The 20,874-nt window shown below is 33.1% G+C and carries 20 protein-coding genes; 7 read left to right on the top strand and 13 right to left on the bottom strand.

The features are described from left to right. Positions 1 to 64: 64 nt before the first annotated feature. Complete coding sequence (locus tag EV144_RS03135; RefSeq protein WP_134146095.1) at positions 65 to 1,381, top strand: polysaccharide lyase family 1 protein; 1,317 nt, start codon at positions 65 to 67, stop codon at positions 1,379 to 1,381. A 62-nt stretch (positions 1,382 to 1,443) separates the two neighbouring features. On the opposite strand, the gene argH is transcribed toward EV144_RS03135, so the two are convergent. The 11 genes from argH to EV144_RS03190 all read right to left on the bottom strand — a co-directional run bounded on the left by argH (position 1,444) and on the right by EV144_RS03190 (position 15,196). Beyond that, entirely contained in the window at positions 1,444 to 2,730 is a 1,287-nt protein-coding gene (argH, locus tag EV144_RS03140; RefSeq protein WP_134146097.1) for an argininosuccinate lyase, read from the bottom strand. A 191-nt stretch (positions 2,731 to 2,921) separates the two neighbouring features. Further along, on the bottom strand, positions 2,922 to 3,992 hold the full coding sequence (locus EV144_RS03145) for a M20 family metallo-hydrolase (protein ID WP_134146099.1): 1,071 nt from the start codon (positions 3,990 to 3,992) through the stop codon (positions 2,922 to 2,924). A gap of 257 nt (positions 3,993 to 4,249) precedes the next feature. Continuing rightward, the gene (gene argB / locus EV144_RS03150; protein WP_134146101.1) at positions 4,250 to 5,023 is read right to left on the bottom strand and encodes an acetylglutamate kinase; all 774 of its coding nucleotides are present in this window, start codon (positions 5,021 to 5,023) and stop codon (positions 4,250 to 4,252) included. A 101-nt stretch (positions 5,024 to 5,124) separates the two neighbouring features. After that, positions 5,125 to 6,078, bottom strand: a complete 954-nt coding sequence (locus tag EV144_RS03155; protein WP_134146103.1) for an N-acetylornithine carbamoyltransferase — start codon at positions 6,076 to 6,078, stop codon at positions 5,125 to 5,127. 76 nt (positions 6,079 to 6,154) lie between these two features. Further along, complete coding sequence (gene proB / locus EV144_RS03160) at positions 6,155 to 6,916, bottom strand: glutamate 5-kinase (protein ID WP_134146105.1); 762 nt, start codon at positions 6,914 to 6,916, stop codon at positions 6,155 to 6,157. A gap of 82 nt (positions 6,917 to 6,998) precedes the next feature. Beyond that, complete coding sequence (locus tag EV144_RS03165; RefSeq protein WP_134146107.1) at positions 6,999 to 8,195, bottom strand: glutamate-5-semialdehyde dehydrogenase; 1,197 nt, start codon at positions 8,193 to 8,195, stop codon at positions 6,999 to 7,001. Between the two features lie 101 nt (positions 8,196 to 8,296). Next, complete coding sequence (locus tag EV144_RS03170; RefSeq protein ID WP_134146109.1) at positions 8,297 to 9,436, bottom strand: aspartate aminotransferase family protein; 1,140 nt, start codon at positions 9,434 to 9,436, stop codon at positions 8,297 to 8,299. Positions 9,437 to 9,518: 82 nt separating this feature from the next. After that, positions 9,519 to 10,496 carry an N-acetyl-gamma-glutamyl-phosphate reductase gene (gene argC, locus EV144_RS03175; RefSeq protein WP_134146111.1) on the bottom strand — a complete coding sequence of 326 codons (978 nt, stop codon included), beginning with the start codon at positions 10,494 to 10,496 and terminating at the stop codon, positions 9,519 to 9,521. Continuing rightward, the gene (locus tag EV144_RS03180; RefSeq protein WP_134146114.1) at positions 10,489 to 11,682 is read right to left on the bottom strand and encodes an argininosuccinate synthase; all 1,194 of its coding nucleotides are present in this window, start codon (positions 11,680 to 11,682) and stop codon (positions 10,489 to 10,491) included. Before EV144_RS03180 ends, argC begins: the two co-directional genes overlap by 8 nt. 62 nt (positions 11,683 to 11,744) lie before the next feature. After that, complete coding sequence (locus EV144_RS03185) at positions 11,745 to 12,380, bottom strand: GNAT family N-acetyltransferase (protein WP_134146116.1); 636 nt, start codon at positions 12,378 to 12,380, stop codon at positions 11,745 to 11,747. 545 nt (positions 12,381 to 12,925) lie between these two features. Continuing rightward, positions 12,926 to 15,196, bottom strand: coding sequence for a M1 family metallopeptidase (locus EV144_RS03190; RefSeq protein ID WP_134146118.1), 2,271 nt, complete (start codon positions 15,194 to 15,196; stop codon positions 12,926 to 12,928). A 185-nt stretch (positions 15,197 to 15,381) separates the two neighbouring features. On the opposite strand from EV144_RS03190, the gene EV144_RS03195 reads away from it, so the two are divergent. From EV144_RS03195 to EV144_RS03205, 3 genes are all read left to right on the top strand, one after another. Beyond that, positions 15,382 to 16,233, top strand: a complete 852-nt coding sequence (locus tag EV144_RS03195) for an aldose 1-epimerase family protein (protein ID WP_134146120.1) — start codon at positions 15,382 to 15,384, stop codon at positions 16,231 to 16,233. Between the two features lie 9 nt (positions 16,234 to 16,242). After that, positions 16,243 to 16,791, top strand: coding sequence for a GNAT family N-acetyltransferase (locus EV144_RS03200; RefSeq protein ID WP_134146122.1), 549 nt, complete (start codon positions 16,243 to 16,245; stop codon positions 16,789 to 16,791). A gap of 136 nt (positions 16,792 to 16,927) precedes the next feature. Continuing rightward, on the top strand, positions 16,928 to 17,482 hold the full coding sequence (locus EV144_RS03205; RefSeq protein ID WP_134146124.1) for a DUF3575 domain-containing protein: 555 nt from the start codon (positions 16,928 to 16,930) through the stop codon (positions 17,480 to 17,482). Here EV144_RS03205 and EV144_RS03210 read toward each other — a convergent pair. Together EV144_RS03210 and EV144_RS03215 are read right to left on the bottom strand one after the other, a co-directional pair. Next, positions 17,477 to 17,707, bottom strand: coding sequence for a VF530 family DNA-binding protein (locus EV144_RS03210; RefSeq protein WP_134146126.1), 231 nt, complete (start codon positions 17,705 to 17,707; stop codon positions 17,477 to 17,479). The two genes, EV144_RS03205 and EV144_RS03210, sit on opposite strands and share 6 nt — an antisense overlap. A gap of 96 nt (positions 17,708 to 17,803) precedes the next feature. Next, entirely contained in the window at positions 17,804 to 18,442 is a 639-nt protein-coding gene (locus EV144_RS03215) for an outer membrane beta-barrel protein (RefSeq protein WP_134146128.1), read from the bottom strand. Between the two features lie 138 nt (positions 18,443 to 18,580). On the opposite strand from EV144_RS03215, the gene smpB reads away from it, so the two are divergent. The 3 genes from smpB (at position 18,581) to EV144_RS03230 (ending at position 20,849) form a co-directional block, all read left to right on the top strand. Beyond that, complete coding sequence (smpB, locus tag EV144_RS03220) at positions 18,581 to 19,036, top strand: SsrA-binding protein SmpB (protein WP_116754153.1); 456 nt, start codon at positions 18,581 to 18,583, stop codon at positions 19,034 to 19,036. Positions 19,037 to 19,116: 80 nt separating this feature from the next. Next, positions 19,117 to 19,755 (top strand): hypothetical protein, encoded by a 639-nt coding sequence (locus EV144_RS03225; protein WP_134146130.1) that lies wholly within the window; start codon positions 19,117 to 19,119, stop codon positions 19,753 to 19,755. Between the two features lie 86 nt (positions 19,756 to 19,841). Further along, on the top strand, positions 19,842 to 20,849 hold the full coding sequence (locus EV144_RS03230; protein ID WP_134146132.1) for a helix-turn-helix domain-containing protein: 1,008 nt from the start codon (positions 19,842 to 19,844) through the stop codon (positions 20,847 to 20,849). Positions 20,850 to 20,874 lie beyond the last annotated feature (25 nt).

Here is a 20,874-nt window from a genome sequence, read left to right on the forward strand (position 1 = left end):
ACATTTGTGTAATCGATTACATTTACAACTAAACCACAAAAAACCACTTTTATACACAAACAAAATGAAAACAAAACTGCTTTTACTGGCTCTCTTACTGCCGGTTATTTCGATTTTTTCACAAAATTATTATCTTTCCTCACCAGAAGGATTTGGCGTTGCTGCAACAGGCGGCGGAACGGCATCAGCTGTAACCGTTTCTACTTATACTGATTTGGTAGCAAAACTGAAATTAACAACGCCACAGGTAATTTTAGTTTCAGGAACTATTACCTGTACGTATACAAGCTTACAACTGAACGACAAAACAATTATTGGACTTCCCGGAGCGAGATTGGTCAGTCTTGATCAAACGGCAAGCGGTTCTGGAATTTTAAATATAAAACCAGGCTCAAATAATGTTATTATACGAAATTTAATTTTTGAAGGTCCTGGCGCGTATGATGTTGACGGACATGATAATCTAACTTCTGAAGCTACAAATCTTTGGGTAGATCACTGCGAATTTCAGGACGGAATGGACGGCAATTTTGATAATAAAGGTGCTGCAGATAATGTTACTATTTCGTGGTGTAAATTTACTTATCTAAAAGCGCCGAAATCCGGCGGTTCTGGCGGTGCAGACGATCATCGTTTTACTGATTTAGTAGGTTCTTCTAAAAGCGATGCTCCTGCAGATGGTCATTACAGTATTACTTTTAAAAACTGTTATTGGGCTGACGGCTGTAAAGAGCGTATGCCGCGCGCAAGAAATGCAGAACTTCATATTCTGAATTGTTATTATAATACTTCGGTTTCTGGTTCTTTGGCAATTGGTCTTGGCGGTGGCAATAACAATACAACTTGTTATGTTGAAAGCACTGATTTTGCCAAAATTGGAACGGCTTTTAAAAGCTATGTAAGCACTGACGGAGGAACTATCGGAATTGCATTTGCTGATTGTTTTAATGGTGCTGCTAATTCTGGAACTACAGTAACCAAACCAGCTTATACTTACACGGTCTCTCCTACTGCAAATGTTGCGGGTTATGTTTCAAACCCTACTTGCGGAGCCGGTGCAACACTTCAGGTTTCTGCGCAAGGTGCGATGTCTACAAGCTGTAATAATTTGGGTATGAAAGAAAATGCAACTAATTTAGACTTAAAATATTATCCATCTGTAATCAATCGTCTTTTAAACATTGATTTTTCGAGTATTGATAGTGGTTTAGCTCAGGTAAATTTATTTTCTGCAAGCGGTGCAAAAGTATATTCGCATTCTGAAAATATTTCTGCCGATGAAAAACTGGAACTGAATGTTGGCAATCTTTCGAAAGGAATTTATATCTGTAAAGTTCAAATCGAAAACAAACTCAAAACATTTAAAGTGATAAAAAACTAAATAAAAAAAGGTTACTGAAATAAAATCAGTAACCTTTTTTAGTTGTATTTCACTTTTAGATTTTACATCAAAAAGCTTTTATCCATTTTTTCTTTTATATTACTTAAACACAAATTGTTTATACTTCCTTCGTGCGTATGTTTTGTTTCTTTTGGAGATTTGTACGTTCCAGCTTCCAATTGTTCTGCAACAGCCTTATATGCATCTCTAAACGGCATTCCGGCAACAACCATTTCGTTTAAAGTATCTACCGTAAACAAATAATCGTATTTTTTATCTTCTAAAATATGATCTTTTACCGTAATATCTTTTATTGAAAAAATTGCAATATCTAAACAAGATTTTAAGGTTTGAATCGCTGGAAATAATCCTTCTTTTAATAACTGTAAATCTCTATGATAACCGCTTGGAAGATTATTGGTGATTAAAGTAATTTCGTAAGGAAGCGCCTGAATCTTGTTGCATTTCCCTCTGATTAACTCAAAAACATCTGGATTTTTCTTGTGAGGCATAATACTCGAGCCTGTTGTAAGATGAGACGGCAAACCAATAAAATTAAAGTTCTGACTCATATACAAACAAACGTCCATTGCAAATTTTGACAAAGTTGCTGCAACACTGCTCATAGCAAAAGCAACTGTTTTCTCGGCTTTTCCGCGACTCATTTGCGCTGCAACCGCATTGAATTTTAAAGTTTCAAAACCTAATTCCTGAGTTGTAAATGTTCTGTTGATTGGAAATGAACTTCCGTAACCCGCAGCGGAACCCAACGGATTCTGATCTACAATTTTTCCTGCTGCATTTAGCATGGTAATATCATCAATCAAACTTTCAGCATAAGCAGAAAACCACATTCCGAAAGAAGATGGCATTGCAATCTGCAAATGCGTATAACCCGGCAATAATATATTTTGATGTTTTTCTGCCGATTCCATCAACAAATCAAAAAGTGTTTTTACCTGTTCTTTTAAAGCTTTTACTTCGTCTTTTAGATATAAATGAACGTCTACTAAAACCTGATCGTTACGAGAACGCGCGGTGTGGATTTTTTTTCCAGCGTCGCCCAGTTTTACTGTTAAAAGATATTCGATTTTAGAATGTACGTCTTCAAAACTGTCTTCGATTTCGAAATTTCCAACAACAATATCTGCAATAATATCATTTAATGCATCAACCAAAGAAGTTGTTTCTTCTGAAGTTAATAATCCGATTTGACCCAGCATTTTGGCGTGTGCAATAGATCCTAATGCGTCGTATTTTGCTAAAACTAAATCGAGTTCTCTGTCGTTTCCAACTGTGAATTGTTCGATTTGTTTATCGGTTGGTATTCCTTTTTCCCAAAGTTTCATAACTTAGATTTTTAGACTTCTTAGATTTTAGATTTTTAAATCTTCTAACCTTATAATCGTCTTGATTTATACTGTTGGTTCTAGCCCCGATAGAAGTGGAAATCCTTTTATTTTTTTCCTTTAAAAAAATAAAAGATTGGAACGGATAGCGGGATTAGCTCCTAATCCTTCGACTTCGCTCAGGACAATAATTATAATTTAAAGAAATCAGTCAATATTTTAATATAAAGATCAACTCCTTCTTCTATTTCATTTACAAAAATAAATTCGTCTGCTGAATGTGACCGCAGTGTTTCTCCAGGTCCAAGTTTTAAAGACTGACAGCTTAAAACCGATTGATCTGAAAGCGTTGGCGAACCATAAGTTGTTCTTCCTAAAGCGATTCCCGCTTGTACTAAACCGTGCTCAACCGGAATTGATGACGCATTTAAATGCATTGATCTTGGCGTAACTTCTGCGTTTACGTTTGCTTTTACAACTTCTAAAATTTCAGAATTGGTATAACAATCAGTTACGCGAATATCCACAACTAAATCACATTCTGACGGCACAACGTTGTGTTGTTTTCCGGCACTAATTTGCGTTACGGTCATTTTTACAGGACCTAAAACGTCTGAGATTTTATCGAATTTATAGTTTTTAAACCATTCCATTACCGGAATTGATTTGTATAATGAATTATCATCGTTTTGGTGCGCGGCGTGGCTTGCGGTTCCTTTTACTTTTACGTCTAGAACCAATAACCCTTTTTCTGCTACGGCTAATTGCATTAATGTTGGCTCGCCTACAATCGCGCAATCTAATTCTGGTAAATGTTGTAAAACGCTGTTTAGACCATTTTTACCACTGCTTTCTTCTTCTGCGGAAGCTACAATAACAATATTATGAGAAAGATTTTGATTTTCGTAGAAATGAACAAAAGTTGCTAATAAAGAAACTAAACATCCTCCGGCATCATTGCTTCCTAATCCGAAAAGTTTACCGTCTTTTTCGATTGCTTTAAACGGATCGTTAGTGTAAGCTTGATTTGGTTTTACGGTATCGTGGTGAGAATTTAGTAAAAGTGTTGGTTTGTTTTCGTCAAAATATTTGTTGAAAGCCCACACATTATTGTTTTCTCTTTTAAATGGAATTTGATTTTGATTGAACCAATTTTCTATTAATAGTGCTGTTTGGTCTTCTTCACTTGAAAATGAAGGGGTTTCAATCAGGTTTCTTAATAAAGCGATGGCTTCTTTGGTAAGCGTATCTATATTTTTCATTTTGATAAGGTTCAAAGGCTCAAAGGGACAAAGCAACAACGTTTTTGAAATGCTTTTCTTGACCATTTTTACTTGCGCAAATTTATTTAAAATACCTTGCGCACTCTATTTTTTTGCCACGAATTACACGGATTTCCACAAATTGTTTTTTTGTTACAGATTTAAAATCAAAATATTTTTTTTAATGCGTAACTAAAATTATTTTCTCTTTTAACAGAGAAATTAGTGTCAATTTGTGTAATTCGTGACAACATGTTTTATAACGTAATCGTTGTATGCGGAACATCAGAATTTTGAAGCATTTTGTGATGCCCAATTTTGATTTTCTGCACACCTCTTGCTAAACTATTAAAGCAATTATCCAACTTTGGAATCATTCCGGAATGGATTACTTTTTCTTCTTTTAGTTTATTGTATAATGTCTCGTTGATTTCAGTAATTACAGACGAATCATCTTCTGAATCCATCAAAACGCCTTGTTTTTCAAAGCAATATATCAGCGTTACATCAAAAACTTCTGATAAAGCAATTGATAACTCACTTGCAATGGTATCGGCATTTGTATTTAGTAATTGTCCATTTTTGTCGTGTGTAATCGCGCAGAAAACAGGAAGAATTCCAGTTTCTAATAAAGTTGCCAGTAATTTGGTATTAACTTGTTTTACATCGCCTACAAATCCGTAATCAATTGTTGGGTGATTTCTTTTAGTTGACTGAATTAAATTTCCGTCAGCACCAGAAAAACCAATTGCATTGTTGTCTTTTGCCTGCAATTGCGCTACAATATGTTTGTTAATCTGTCCGGCGTAAATCATCACGACAACATCAAGCATTGGAGCATCTGTAATTCGGCGTCCGTCAATCATTTGCGGAACCAAACCAATACTCTGCGCCATTTTCGTAGCCGATTTTCCACCTCCGTGAACTAATACTTTATGCCCTTCAATTTTAGAAAAATCAGTTAAAAACTGTTCTAATTCTGCCGGATTATCGATGATGTTTCCACCAATTTTTATTACTGAAACGTTCATTTCTTTTAAGGTTCAGAGGCTCATAGGTGCAAAGGCACAAAGGTTTTTTCAAGGTTATAAAACCTTTGTGCCTTTGAGCCTTTGTAGCTTTGAACCTTAATTTACAATTTTTTCAAAATCTTCTGTAAAACTAATTGTGCAGAATACGTTCTGTTATTTGCCTGCTCAATTACAATTGAGTTTTCTCCGTCCAAAACTTCGTCGCTTACGATTACGTTACGACGAACCGGAAGACAGTGCATGAATTTTCCGTTATTCGTTAAAGCCATTTTTTCGGCTGTAACTGTCCAATTTGGATCTGAGTTGGTTACTTTTCCATAATCGTTGAAATTACTCCAGTTTTTAACGTAAACAAAATCAGCATTTTCGAAAGCTTTATTTTGATCGTATTCGATTTTACAGTCTTGCGTGATTTCTGGACTCAATTCGTAACCTTCTGGATGTGTGATTACAAAATCCATATCTTTTTGCAATTGCATCATTTCTACGAATGAATTTGCAACTGCTTGTGGCAATGCTTTTGGATGCGGCGCCCAAGACAAAACTACTTTTGGTTTGTTTTTGTGTCTAGGTTTGAATTCTTCCATTGTAATAGCATCCGCCAAAGATTGAAGCGGGTGACGTACAGCACTTTCCATATTTACGATTGGCACTGTCGCGTATTTCAAAAATCCTGAAATCACAGTTTCCTGATAATCTTTTTCTTTATCTTCTAATCCTGCAAAAGCACGAATTGCGATGATATCACAGTATTGAGAAACTACTTCTGCCGCTTCTTTAATATGTTCTGAAGCGCCAGAATTCATTACAGCTCCGTCTTCAAATTCTAAAGTCCAGCCTTCGTTAGTAAAGTTCATTACCATAACGTTCATTCCTAAATTTAAAGCCGCTTTCTGAGTACTCAAACGCGTTCTTAAACTTGGGTTGAAGAATAACATCCCTAAGGTTTTATTCCTTCCTAAACTTTGATTTTTAAGCGGATTTTTTTTTATTTTAATCGCTTGATTTACCCATTTTGATAATGAGTTGATTTCTTTTATTGAGATGTAGTTCATTTGTTTTAATTAATTAGATAATGTGGTAATTCATAATTAGATAATTGTGACACTATCTAATTTTCTAATTGACTCATTATATTATTTTTGTAAATGGAATTTCGTTCTTTAATGCTTTCAAAATAAAATTATCATTTAATCCGTTAACAATCCAGGTTTCTATATTTGCTGCTTTCGCAATTCCTGCCGCTTCGATTTTCGACTGCATTCCGCCTGTTCCGTGAGATGATTTTGATTCTCCAATTTCTTTTTCCAATGATTTTAAATCTTCTACTAATTGAATCGTTTTTGGATTTTCATCATGAATCGATTCTTTCGTATAAATTCCGTTTGTATTGGTTGCAATTATCAGAATATCAACATTTAATAAAACTGCCGTTAGCGCTGCCAACTTATCATTATCTCCGAATCGAATTTCATCTGTTGCGACAGTATCATTTTCATTAATGATCGGAATGTAATTGTTTTTAACCAATACATTAATGGTATTTACAATGTTCTTTTTGGTCTGTTCTTTTTCGAAATCAGAATAAGAAAGTAAACACTGCGAAGTATTTAATCCTAAATCTTTAAAATTTTCGTTGTAAATCCGCATTAAATGAGGCTGTCCGATCGAAGCCAAAGCCTGCTTTACAAAAACATCTTTATCCTGATTATCCAGTTTTACAAATTGTTTTGCGGCTGCAATTGCTCCAGAACTTACGATAATAAACTCATATTCGTCGTTTAAAGCCGCAATCTGTATTCCAAGATCTTCAATCTTTCCCCGGGAAATATGATTGGTTTCTTTTGTCAGCGTGTTGCTTCCTATTTTTAATAAAATCCTTTTTTTTGCCATTTCTTTTTCTAAGCTACTAAGGTTCTAAGATGCTGAGATTCTAAGTCTTTTTTAGAATTTTCTAATTGACTAATTATCTCAATTAACGTATTTGTCCTTCTCCGTAAACGTACCATTTGTTTGTAACCAAATGCTGTAAACCAATTGGGCCTCTTTGGTGGAGTTTATCTGTACTTATGGCTAATTCGCCGCCAAGACCAAACTGTCCGCCGTCTGTGAAACGTGTTGATGCGTTTTGATATACTGCTGAAGCATCTACGTTATCCATAAATTCTTGTGCAACAGTCTTATTTCTTGTAATAATTGAGGCCGAATGTCCGCCGCAATATTTGTTTATTTTTTCGATAGCATGCTCTTCCGAATCTATTGTTCCGATCACAATTTTATAATCTAAGAACTCTTCGTACCAGATATTTTCATCTTTTAGAACACTTGTATTTTGGAAAGACGCTAATGTTTCGTCAACTATAATTTCTACATTTGATTCTACTAAAGCTTCATTTAAAAGAGCTACAAAACCTTCAAAATTAGGAAGTCTGGAATCGATTAAAACTTTATCCAATGCATTACAAGCCGAAATTTTAGAAGCTTTTGCGTTGATAATTACTTTTAATGCAATATCCGTATCTGCTTCTTTATGAACGTAAACGAAGTTATTTCCGCGTCCGCTTACAATTACGGGGCAAGTAGCGTGCGCTTTTACAAACTCAATTAATTTTTCACCTCCACGTGGTACAATTAAATCTACTTTTTGTGTTGGTTTTTCTAAAAAAGCCTGAGTTTCTGTTCTATTGAAGTTTAAATATTCAACCCAATCTTTTGAAACATTATTCTCTTCTAAAGCTTTGTGCCAAAGACTTACAATCTTTAAGTTGGATTTTAAAGCTTCTTTTCCTCCTTTTAATAAAATTTTATTTCCAGATTTAAAAGCGATTCCGCCCGCTTCGATAGTTACGTCGGGACGAGATTCATATATAATTAAGATTGTTCCAAAAGCTGCAGTTTTGTTTGTGACTTTGATTCCGTTATCATGCACAAAATGAAACCTTTCTACTCCAACAGGATCTTCTTGCGAAGCCAATTGGTTCAACGATAAAATCATTTCGTCAACTTTTTTATCATCTACTTTTAGGCGCTCTTCCATGGCAAGATCTGAGCCGTCATAAGCCAGTAAATCAGCTTGATTGGTAAGAATGATTTGGTTTCTTTCCTGCTCGACAAGCTTTGCCATCGAGAGTAAAACCAAATTTCGCTTTTCAATTGATAATTGGTGGTTCATAATTTTATAGTTGGTTTGTTTTTTGGTTGTTTCTTTTTTATTGAAACATTATTTTATAAACCTGACGGGTTTTAAAAACCCGTCAGGTTTAGCGCTAAGAATTAGTTTTTTAATTCTTCTAAACTTTCTTTTAAGGCTACAATAAATGTATCAATATCAGTTTTTTTCACTGTTAGCGGCGGTAAAATTCTCAATAGATTTTTGTTGTTGGCGCTTCCTGTAAAAATGTGTTTTTCGATAATTAATTTCTTTCTTAAAGCTGCAACATCAAAATCAAATTCCACTCCAAGCATTAATCCTTTTCCTTTTACTTGTTTGATACCTTGAACTTCTTTGATTTTTTCTAAGAAATATTCGTAAACTTCATTTACATTTTTCTGCAAATCTAGTTTTTCAATTACATCCAAAACTGCGATTGAAGCTGCGCAAGATAAATGGCTTCCGCCGAAAGTAGTTCCTAATAATCCGAAACTTGCTTCAAATTTTGGCGAAATTAAGATTGCTCCAACAGGAAAACCGTTCCCCATTCCTTTCGCTACTGAAATAATATCAGCGTTGATTCCGTGATGTTGGAAAGCGAAGAATTTCCCGCTTCTTCCGTATCCTGACTGTACTTCGTCTAAAATTAAAACTACATCGTGTTTTTTACATGCTTTTTCTAAAGCCTGAAAAAATTCTGTTGTTCCTTGGTCTAAACCTCCAACTCCTTGAATTCCTTCGATAATTACAGCTGTAACATCGCCTTTTGCCAATTCAGCCTCAACTAATTCGATTTGATTTAGAGGAAGAAAAGTAACTTCTTGCTGTGCATTTATCGGCGCAACAATTTTTTTGTTATCAGTAACGGCTACGGCTGCAGAAGTTCTTCCGTGAAAAGAATTATGAAAAGCTACCACTCTTGATTTTCCGTTATGGAAAGAAGCTAATTTTAAAGCATTTTCATTTGCTTCAGCTCCAGAACTGCATAAAAACAATTCATAATCTTCTAATCCTGAAAGTTTTCCTAATTTCTGTGCCAATTCAACCTGCAAAGGATTCTGAATTGCATTCGAATAAAATCCTAAATGATCCAATTGATTTTTCAATTTGGCAACATAATCAGGTTGTGTATGTCCGATAGAAATTACACCGTGACCGCTGTATAAATCTAAATATTCTACTCCTTTGTCATCTGTAATTGTGCAATCAACAGCTTTTACTGGAGTGATGTCGTATAATGGGTAAACGTTAAATAAGTTCATTTGTTTTTTTGTTTAAAGTTTCAGGTTTCATGTTTCAAGTTACGTACAGAACTTGAAACTTAAAACATGAAACAAATTTTTTCTAAAATCCGCTTGGTTTCAAATGTAAACCTGTGGTTTCTTCTAATCCGAACATTAAATTCATGTTTTGAATCGCTTGTCCTGAAGCACCTTTGGTTAAGTTATCGATAATTGATGTTATTAAAACCCGGTTTCCTTTTTTCAATAAACTAATGATACATTTATTCGTCTGAACTACTTGTTTCATATTAATGTTTGTAGTTGTAACCGTTACAAAAGGTTCATTTTTGTAGAACTCTTCATATTTTGCAACTAATTGCTCCAAACTATCATCACATAAAGTATACAGCGTCGCGAAAATTCCTCTTGGAAAATCTCCTCTATTTGGAATAAATAACAATTCACTGTCAAAATCATCCTGAAGCTGTACCAAACTTTCTCCAATTTCACCTAAATGCTGGTGTTCAAAAGCTTTATAATGCGAAAAATTATTATTTCTCCAGCTGAAATGAGATGTTTCTGAAAGACTTACTCCTGCTCCTGTCGAACCCGTTGTCGCATTAATATGAACATCATTATTCAACAGATTATTTTTTGCTAAAGGCAATAATGCCAATTGAATAGCAGTTGCAAAACAACCTGGATTGGCAATATAATCTGCTTTTTTAATTTCTGTCTTGTTGATTTCAGGTAAACCGTAAACAAAATCTTTCTCTTCAAAATGAGCATCTTTATTCAATCTGAAATCATTTCCTAAATCAATGATTTTGGTATGACCTGCGAATTGATTTTCTTTCAAAAATGAAATCGATTTTCCGTGACCTAAACACAAGAAAACCACATTTACATTTGGATTAATTTCATCAGTAAAGTTCATTTCGATATCGCCCATCAAATCGTGGTGCGCCACAGAAAGTGGTTTTCCGGCATTTGTGGTACTGTAAACAAAATCGATGTTTACTTTTGGGTGATACATTAAAATTCTGATGAGTTCTCCGGCCGTGTAGCCCGAACCACCAATAATTCCGACATTAATCATGATCTAATTTATTTACAGATGAAAAGATGTTTTGAGCATTTCCTAAAATCTTAATAAATCCTTTTGCATCGTCTGATGTCCAGGCATTATTCATTTCGCCGTACTGACCAAAACCTGTGTTCATTAAATCATTTTCAGATTCGATTCCGTCAAGTGAGAAATGATATGGTTTTAAAGAAACTGTTACAGTTCCGTTTACTGTTTTTTGAGTGTCTTGCAAGAAAGTTTCGATGTTTCTCATAACTGGATCAAGGAATTGACCTTCGTGAAATAACATTCCGTACCAGTTTCCTAGTTGTTCTTTCCAATATTGCTGCCATTTTCCAAGAGTATGTTTCTCTAATAAATGGTGCGCTTTGATGATAATTAAAGGTGCTGCGGCTTCAAAACCAACTCTACCTTTAATACCGATAATCGTATCACCTACGTGAATATCTCTTCCGATTGCGTAAGCGTTTGCTAATTTTTCTAATTCAACAATATTATTTGAAGGTTTATCTGTTTTTCCGTTAAGACCAACTAATTCTCCTTGTTCAAAATGAAGCGTTACTTTTTCTTCACCCTCTTTTTGCAATTGAGAAGGATAAGCTTCACTTGGCAATGGTTTTGAAGAAGTCAAAGTTTCTTTTCCTCCAACGCTTGTTCCCCAAAGTCCTTTATTGATAGAATATTGTGCTTTTTCCCAAGAATAGTGTACTCCGTTTTGAGCCAGATAATCTACTTCTTCTTGTCTAGATAATTTTAAATCTCTAATTGGCGTAATAATTTCGATTTCCGGAGCAATAGTCTGGAAAATCAAATCAAAACGAATCTGGTCGTTTCCTGCACCTGTACTTCCGTGTGCGATTGCGCTTGCTCCCACTTTTTTAGCGTATTTTATAGCTTCAATTGCTTGAAAAACACGCTCTGCACTTACAGATAATGGATAAGTATTGTTTTTTAATACGTTTCCGAAAATCAAATATTTTATTGCTTTATCATAATATTTGTCTACGATGGTTAGGTTCGCGTGTTGTGCGCTTCCTAATTCGTAAGCTCTTGATTCAATAGCTGTTAATTCTTCAGCAGAAAATCCTCCTGTATCTACAAGTACAGTGTGAACTTCGTATCCTTTTTCATTTTTTAAATATTTCAAACAATACGAGGTATCTAATCCTCCGCTATAAGCTAATACTACTTTTTTCATTTTTTATAATTTAGGCTAATACTTTCGTATGCAGCAGTTGAGATTTTTTCTATTTTATTTTATTAAAAAAATAATGCCATTATTTTATTTAAAAATAAAGCTTGTTTAATTTTTTTCAGCCTTTTTAAAACAGCTTCGTTAAAAGGATGTCTTGGCGGATTTTTTTGTTTTTCTTTTGGGTCGTATAACATTCCGGTACAAAGGCACATTTTGTTTTCTTTGCTTTGCAGGATTTGAAAATTGGTACAGGTTTTACAGCCCGCCCAAAAACTCGGATCGGTTGTTAACTCTGAGAAAGGAACTGGTTTGTACCCTAACTCAGAATTGATTTTCATAACTGCCAAACCAGTAGTAATTCCGAAAATTTTAGCATCTGGAAATCTTTCTAAAGAATAATCAAAAACTTTTGATTTTATCTTTTTGGCCAAACCTAAACTTCTGTAATCCGGGTGTACAATCAATCCTGAATGTGCCACGAATTTTCCATGTTGCCAGCTTTCTATGTAGCAAAAACCTGCAAACTTTCCATCAGCCAGTGCAATCATTGCATCACCGTTTGCCATTTTTTTCTGAATGTACTCAGGAGTTCTCTTAGCAATCCCCGTACCTCTTAACAAGGCAGACGATTCTATCGTATCGCAAATTTCCTGTGCGAATTTGAAGTGTTCTTCTTGAGTTACAACAATAGATATCTTCATTTCAATAATTGAAGTTAGAGTTAAAAATTAAAACTTGTTGTTTAGCTTGAAATCCTGAAATCAATCCAATAAAAATAGACAAAATAGAAGTAACATTCTCAAAATCAAAAGATTGATCAAGAAAATTTACAAAAAAATAAATACTTTTAGGATATGTTTGTCCAATGGACAAATTATATGATTTCAAAATGAAAAATGGATATGAATAAATATACGGGCGAAAAACTCAGTGAATACTATAGAGATAGCATCCGTACCTCGGGAGAGGTAATCGGTGAGTTTGTCCGTGACAAAGAAGTTATATGTAAACTTATTTTATTCATCGCTGCAAATGTACACTATTTTTTATTTTTTAAAACAAAAAATATATTTTCTAACATTTTTTTAATGTTTTGTTGTTTTTTTGAAGACACTAAGATTATAAGTTGCTAAGGTTCTGAGCTTTTTAAATTTAAAACCTAAGATATGGAACTTTAAAAATGTAGTTATAAAAGAAAACCCGATAGTTTAGACTATCGGGTTTTAAGAACTTTATGATTATAAAACTATTTTTTAGTAAACGGTATTGTCTGACCATTTCCTATAACAATCATATCAAAACTTGTTTTCGCTTCATTAAATTTAAATTTTAATCCAGCGCTTTTAGATTCGAATGTGTCTTTTTCGTTTTCTACAGGTTTAACCGAAAACTTTGGATAATCTGTAATTTCAACATTCAAAGTGCTTGCTTTTTCTGTAATGTCAATTGTTATAGGAGCTAATTTCGTACTGTAATTTCCTAAATAAGCATCTAAAACAACATCTTTTTCTACTTTACCGTTTCCCGAAGTCCACACATTGTTTTTTTCGTTATTATCCGGGAAAACGTGATCTGGATCTAATGTTATGCTTTCAATTTCTTCTGTAGAATTATGTTTGAATGACCAAACGTTGTTACGCTGCCAAATTTCTACTGGTAATTTTACTCTTGTTACTTTTCCGCTTTTTGTTTTTACATCCAAAACAATTGGCATTGGCATTTTATCGAAATTTTCAACTGTAATTATTACTCCTTTTGCCGGGTCATTTTTTACATATTTAATACTATTGATACCTTGATCAAAACGCCAGTTGTTTATAAACCAACTTCTCCAGAACCAGCTTAAATCTTCTCCTGCAACATTTTCTATTGTTCTAAAGAAATCGTCTGGAGTTGGGTGTTTGTATGCCCAACGCTCTACATAAGTGCGTAATGCTTTATCAAAACGTTCTTGTCCTAAAATTTGTTCTCTCAGGATTACTAATCCAGCACTTGGCTTAGAATAACATAAAGTTCCAATATTTGCCTCTTTCATATTATCTGGAGAACTTAAAATAGGCTCTAATTCAGGACTTGTAAAATCTTCTGATTCTTCGTGTAAATCTGCCGGTTTTTGTTTGTATTCTCCGTTATTAAAATCAAAAGAACTTACAGAATTGATAAATGTATTAAAACCTTCATCCATCCATGCAAAATAGCGTTCGTTTGACCCCACAATCATTGGGAACCAAATGTGTCCAAATTCGTGGTCTGTAACTCCCCATAAATCGTCTCCTTTAGATTTCCATCCGCAGAAAACAATTCCAGGATATTCCATTCCGCCTTCGTTTCCTGCTACGTTTGTTGCTGCTGGATAAGGATATTCAAACCATCTTTTTGAGTAATTTTCTATCGAACTTTTTACATATTCTGTAGAACGTCCCCAAGCATCATTTCCGTTACTTTCTACAGGATATGCAGATAATGCAAATGATTTTTTACCGCTTGGTAAGTTTATTTTTGCTCCATCTAAAATAAAAGCTGGAGAAGATGCCCAAGAAAAATCACGAGCATTTTTTATTTGGTAATGCCACGTTTTCTCTCCCGAAGCATTAGTTTTTGCAGCACCAGCTACTTCATCAGCAGAACGAATAATTACCGTTTTATCACTTTGTGCTGCATCTTTGCATCTTTTAAATTGCTCTGCAGAATATACTTCGGCACCATTTAAAAGTTCTCCAGATCCTACAACATAATGATTTGCAGGAACTGTAATTTTTACGTCAAAATTTCCGTATTCTAAGTAAAACTCAGAAGCGCCCAAATAAGGAGCAGTATTCCAACCTCTTACATCATCATACACACACATACGCGGGTACCATTGTGCTATGGTGAAAATTTTTCCGTTTTTAGTTTCTAAAACTCCCATTCTGTCAGATCCTTCAAAAGGAGCAATAAACGAAAATTCAATTTTAATTTTTACAGAAGCTCCTTTTGCGGCTAATTCCTGCGGAAGGAAAATCTGCATTCTAGTATCGGTAATGATATATTTTACAGCAGTTTCGGTTTTATTTTTTCCTGTAGAAATTACTTTTACTGATTTTATCTTATTTCCACCATCAAAAACCTGACCTTGAGCACCGTTACGACTTCCTGTTAATGGTACAACGGCATTTCCTCTTGAATCTTCTTTGAATAAATTCTGATCTAAATACAACCATAAAAATGATAATTTATCAGGGCTATTATTTGTATAGGTAATTTCGTCTGTTCCTACAATTTCATTTGTAGTTCCGTTAAGCTTCGCCGTTAATTGATAATCAGCTCTGTTCTGCCAGTACTCTACTCCCGGCTGACCGCTTGCTGTACGCGTAGATGTTCCGTTTTTAGTATAAAAATTTGGTGCAAATGCATCGTGATAATTATAATTATTTACTGGATTTGCTGTTGTAGATGCAGGCGTTTGCTGCGCCCAAACAGAAGAAATCCCAACAAATAAAGCCATGGTCAAAGTGACTTTTAAGGAATGCTTTTTCATATTTTTTAGCTGTTTATGTAGCAAATTAATGAAAAAAAAAGCTATCGAAAGAGAAAACTGGAAAGATAAATTGAATTTTAGCAAAATTTTATCAAAAAAATAAATTAAGCTTTTTTCCTAAAAAAATAAAATTTATAAAATACATTTACATCAATATAAAATTTATTCATTTCAATCTTACCACTTTGAATACAACAATCTCAAATTCAACACTAACTGCTTCAATAAAACATTTGGGGGCAGAATTGTTTTCATTAAAAGACAATCAAAATAAAGAATATATCTGGGAGGGAAACCCTGATTTTTGGGGTAAGCATTCTCCTATTCTTTTTCCTATAGTAGGCACTTTAAAAAACAATACTTATACAATTGAAGGAAAAGAATATCAATTACCGCGACATGGTTTTGCTCGCGACATGGAATTCATTCTAATTGAAAAAACCGAAAACAGCGCTGTTTTTTCTTTACAATCTTCTACAGAAACACTATCAAAATATCCTTTTGAGTTTGAATTACAGCTTATTTATACATTGCATGAGTATACTTTGGATATAGAATATAAAGTTATTAATAAAAGTGAAAATAAAATACCTTTTTCTATTGGAGCGCATCCAGCGATTGCTTTACCAGAAAATTTTGAAAATTATGCTTTTAAATTTGAAAAACAAGAAACTCTTACCTATTATCTTTTAGAGAATGATTTGATTTCTAATAAAACTAAAGTTTTGGAAACAAATAACAATGAAGTTCCTTTAAATTATGAATTATTTAAAAATGATGCTTTAATTTTTAAGGCTTTAGAATCAAATTCGCTTACGATTTTAGAAAATTCTAAACCATATATTAAAGTAGATTTTGAAGATTTTCCGAGTTTAGGAATCTGGACCAAAGAAAAAGCGCCTTTTATTTGTATAGAACCTTGGTTTGGCTATTCTGATACCGATAGTAATTCGGGAGATTTATTTGAGAAAGAAGGAATTATTGTTTTGGATGCTAATGCAGATTTCAATTCAAAATTTAGTATTAAAATATTATAATTCATAGAGATGTTAGAATTTAACTTTAGTCCTTTTCCAGTTATAGAGACAGAACGCCTGCTTTTAAGAAGAATAACTAATGATGATGTCAATGAAATTTTCGACTTGCGTTCGAATCCTGAAACCATGAAGTACATTCCGCGTCCGTTGGTAAAAAACAACGACGAAGCTTTGGCTCACATTACTATGATTGATGATAAAGTAAATGACAATACAGGAATTAATTGGGCAATTACTTTAAAAGATAATCCAAAACTATTAGGAATTATTGGATACTACAGATTACAGCCTGAAAATTATCGTGCAGAAATTGGTTATATGTTATTACCCAAATTTCATGGAAAAGGAATTATTTCTGAAGCCGTGATGCGATTAATACGATACGGTTTTCAAGATTTAAAACTACATTCTATTGAAGCAGTTATTGACCCTGAGAATATCGCTTCTGAAAAGGTATTACAAAAGTGCAGTTTTGTAAAAGAAGCTCATTTTAAAGAATCTGATTTTTGGGATGGTCAATTTCGCGATAAGGTAATATACTCATTATTAGAAAAATAACTTTTCGTTTGTTTTAAAAAGAAATAATTCACATTAAAACCTTATTGTGATGCACTAGAAACTATTCTATTGCGTTATATTTGCACGCAAAATAAGGAATCCAAACCTTATTATTTCCTAAAAACAAATAATTATTATGAGAAAATTTTTGCCACTAATTGTTCTTTTATTTACAATTCAATTACAAAGTCAAACTTTTATAAAATTTAATGCTGCTACAGCGTTAGTTGCCATTCCAAATATTGGTATAGAAACTAGTATTGGAGAAAAAACTACTGTAAATTTAGATGCTATGGCCTCTTTCTGGAAGTCTTTTAATGGTCATAGCCCAATGGAATTTTACACTTTTACGGCTGAATTACGTTATCATTTTAAAGAAAAATATAATGGTTTTTATGTTGGTGGTAATGCTGGACCAGATATTTATAAACTACAAAAATGGAATTATTTCGATTCGAATAGGTATGAACACGGTTATGGTTATCGTTTGGGAGTTAGTGTTGGATACAATATAAAACTCAACGATAAGTTTGTATTAGATATTTTTGCTGGCGGTGGCTGGCATCAAGGTTTTTATCATGGTAAATATAATGACGGAACTCCTGGTCGTTATGATAAGGCACAAAATTGGAACAAAAGCGGTGAATGGCTTCCGTACCGTGGAGGCGTAATGATTTCGTATAAATTATAGTTTAAAAAATTTAGGAAGCGATTTTATATAAAGATCTTCGACTTTTTTACGAGCCCAATCGGTTTTTCTTAGAAATGTGAGACTTGATTTTACGCTCGGATTTGATAAAAAACATTTTACAGGAATTAATTCTCCTAAAGTATCAAAGCCATAATAGTCTACTAATGATTCAACTATTTTTTGAAGTGTAATACCGTGAAGAGGATCTTTTGATTGATTTTCCATTTTATAAAATTTAAATAATATTAAAAGACCGTACTTAAAAGTACGGTCTTTCTTTTTTACAAAATTAGTAAAATCATTTCCTAATCTTTCTATGAATTAGAATAAGAATTTAAACCCAACAGAAAGTGGAGACGTTAAGTTTGGATTACTTCCTCCAAGCGCTGTATTGTAATATCCATCAACATTTGCAGCATGAGCAAGTCCGAAGTTTGTAACTGTTGTTTTTTCTCCATCTTTAGGATCAAGAGTTGTAGAAGTAAAATTGGCTAAGTCATAAGAAAACTCAACAGAAAAATTTTTGGTTACAAAATAATCAAATCCACCAGAAAGTGATAATCCAACCTGATTTACTTTTAATTCGCTTTCTTTTTCTTTTCCAGTAATTACAGGCAATGCTAATTGGCCAAAGAAATAAAGAGAACCGGCAACATTCCAATATTTTCTAGCCAAAGGCTCAATTACAATTAAATCTGTTTTTGCTGCAGTTCCATCATTAGAATCAGCTTTAATATTAATATATCCTACTGCAGCTCCAACTGCAACAGAAGGCGTTACAAATGTCCCAACAATTGGAAGTACAGATAAACTTGTATTTTTTACATCTGCCGTTTTAGTCTGTTGATAACCAAATTGAGAGGTTACAAACCAAGCGCCTTTTAAACCCTGGCTTGCATCTTGAGCTTTTGCAGCTAATCCGATTAATACTAAACTAACTAATGTTACAATTTTTTTCATTTTGAGTTTGTTTTAAATTATTCAACAAACTTATGAGTAAGCTTTTCTATCAAGAATGATGAAAATCATAGATTAAAAAAAAACTTTAATTATCTTTAGCAGTAATAAAGTTTTTCAATTTTGTCTTACATTTGCACTATGTTAAAATCAGTCAATATACTTAATAAAAGAGCACGCTTCGATTACGAAATAATCGATACTTATACTGCCGGAATTGTTTTATCGGGAACCGAAATCAAATCTATACGATTAGGAAAAGCGAATATTACAGAAAGCTTTTGTGAATTTAGCAACTTAGAACTTTTTGCAATCAACACTTATATTGAAGAGTATTCTTTTGGAAATCAATTCAATCATAAATCTAGAAGCGAACGTAAACTACTTTTGAATAAAAAGGAATTAAAAACGCTTCATAAAAATGTTCAGGCAAAAGGACTTACTATTGTTCCGCTTAAATTATTTACTAATGAAAAAGGACTTGCTAAACTTCAGATTGGACTTTGTAAGGGTAAGAAAAACTATGATAAACGCGAATCTCTAAAAGAACAGGATACAAAACGCGATTTAGACAGAATCAAAAAAGCTTATAATTAAAAAGCGTTTTTGAGCTAAATAATTGTTTTCTAATATTTTATACTTAAATTTACTGTAGTATTAATCTTAAGTATAAATTTATGAAGAAATATACACTTGTTTTAATCATTCTTCTTCTTATCGGTTGTGGCAGTAATACTTCTATTGTAAGCAGCTGGAGAGATCCCAAAATAACAGTTGCTCAGGAACAATTTAAAAAAGTTCTAGTGGTAGTTTTGGTTAAAGACGAAGCTTCGAGAAGAACGGCAGAAAACAGAATTGCTTCAAGCAGTCCGATTTTCAAAACTTCATACCAATACATGAATGGCACAACTTTGCATCTTAGTAAAGAGCAACAGTTAAAAATTCTTCAAGATGAAAACTTTGATGGCGTTGTTACAATGCGTTTAGTAAGCAAAGAAAAAGAAACCAATTATGTTCCTGGAAGTTACACAGGAATGTATTACGGAGGTTTTGATGGTATGTACACTGGGATATATGGTTACGGATTTGGAAATTGGTACGGAATGTATTCGCCAGCTTTCTATGATCCAGGATATTATCAGGAAACAACTTCATACATGGTGGAAACAAATGTTTTTTCATTAAAAGAAAATAAATTAATCTGGACAGGAACTACAAAATCAGAATATGTAACAGATGTTGGTCAAACCGTTGATGCTATTATGCAGGCTGTTGTAAAAGAAATGAGAAAAGACGGCTCTCTTCCTTCAAAATAGAATTTTCAAAGAAAGCAGTAATTTTATTATTGCTTTTTTTACATATGATTAATTGACTAATTTTGTCAAGACTAAAATTTTCATAAATGAAAAATCTTTTAAGAAATGCTCGTGAAAATAAAGGATTTAAAACCCGCGAACTAGCACAGCTTTCTAATATTGACCAGGCATTAATAAGTAAATTTGAATCGGGCACAAGAAAACCAACGAAAGATCAAATTACTCAACTGGCACAGCTTTTAGAAATTGATTATGAAACATTAATGATTGCCTGGCTTAAAGAAAAAATTCTTTATGAGATTGGCGATGAAGAATTTGCTTTGAAAGCTTTACTTTTAGCAGAACAGGAAATTCAAAATAGAAGAAAGAAAATAAACTCAGTAATTTTATCTTCACTTCAATCTGTTTTAGATGAAATCGAAACATTAAAAAATCAAATACAATCTTTTGATCATTTTGAATTACGTCAGGTTTCTAAAACTTTAGAATTAGAATTCATACATCAAAGTATTAGCCTAACCGGAAATTCTTTCACATTAGAAGAGACTAAATCTGTTATCAACGACGGATTGACTATTTCTGATAGAACCATGCAAGAACATCTGGAAGCAATAAATTTTCAGGAAGCGGTAGCTTATATAAAAAACCTGATCAATAAAAAAACAGGTGTAAATGAAAAAGAATTCCTCACATTACATAACTTAATTTTAAAAGGAATTACATCAGAAAATCCAGGAAAATATAAAAATGATCCACTGATTATTCGCGAGATGAATTTATTTTTTAATTGGGTTGAAACTCATAAAAACAGCTTACATCCCATAATTTTAGCTTCAGAATCCTATCTTAAATTATTAGAAATAAAACCTTTTGAGAATAGGAATAAACAAATGGCAAATTTAATATTCAATTGGATATTACTCCAGCATGACTATATATACACAACATTTAATAAAAATAATGATGCCTTGAATGAATATTCAACTGTCATAAAAGAATACCAAAACAAAAATGACAAATCAATCTTTACCAATTATATTCTTCGATTAGAAAAAGAAAACTTAAGTCGCGCCATTAAATTGGTGTCAAAATAAAAGCCCATTTTAAATGGGCTTTCTA

The organism is Flavobacterium sp. 270 (assembly GCF_004368785.1).
GTDB lineage: Bacteria > Bacteroidota > Bacteroidia > Flavobacteriales > Flavobacteriaceae > Flavobacterium.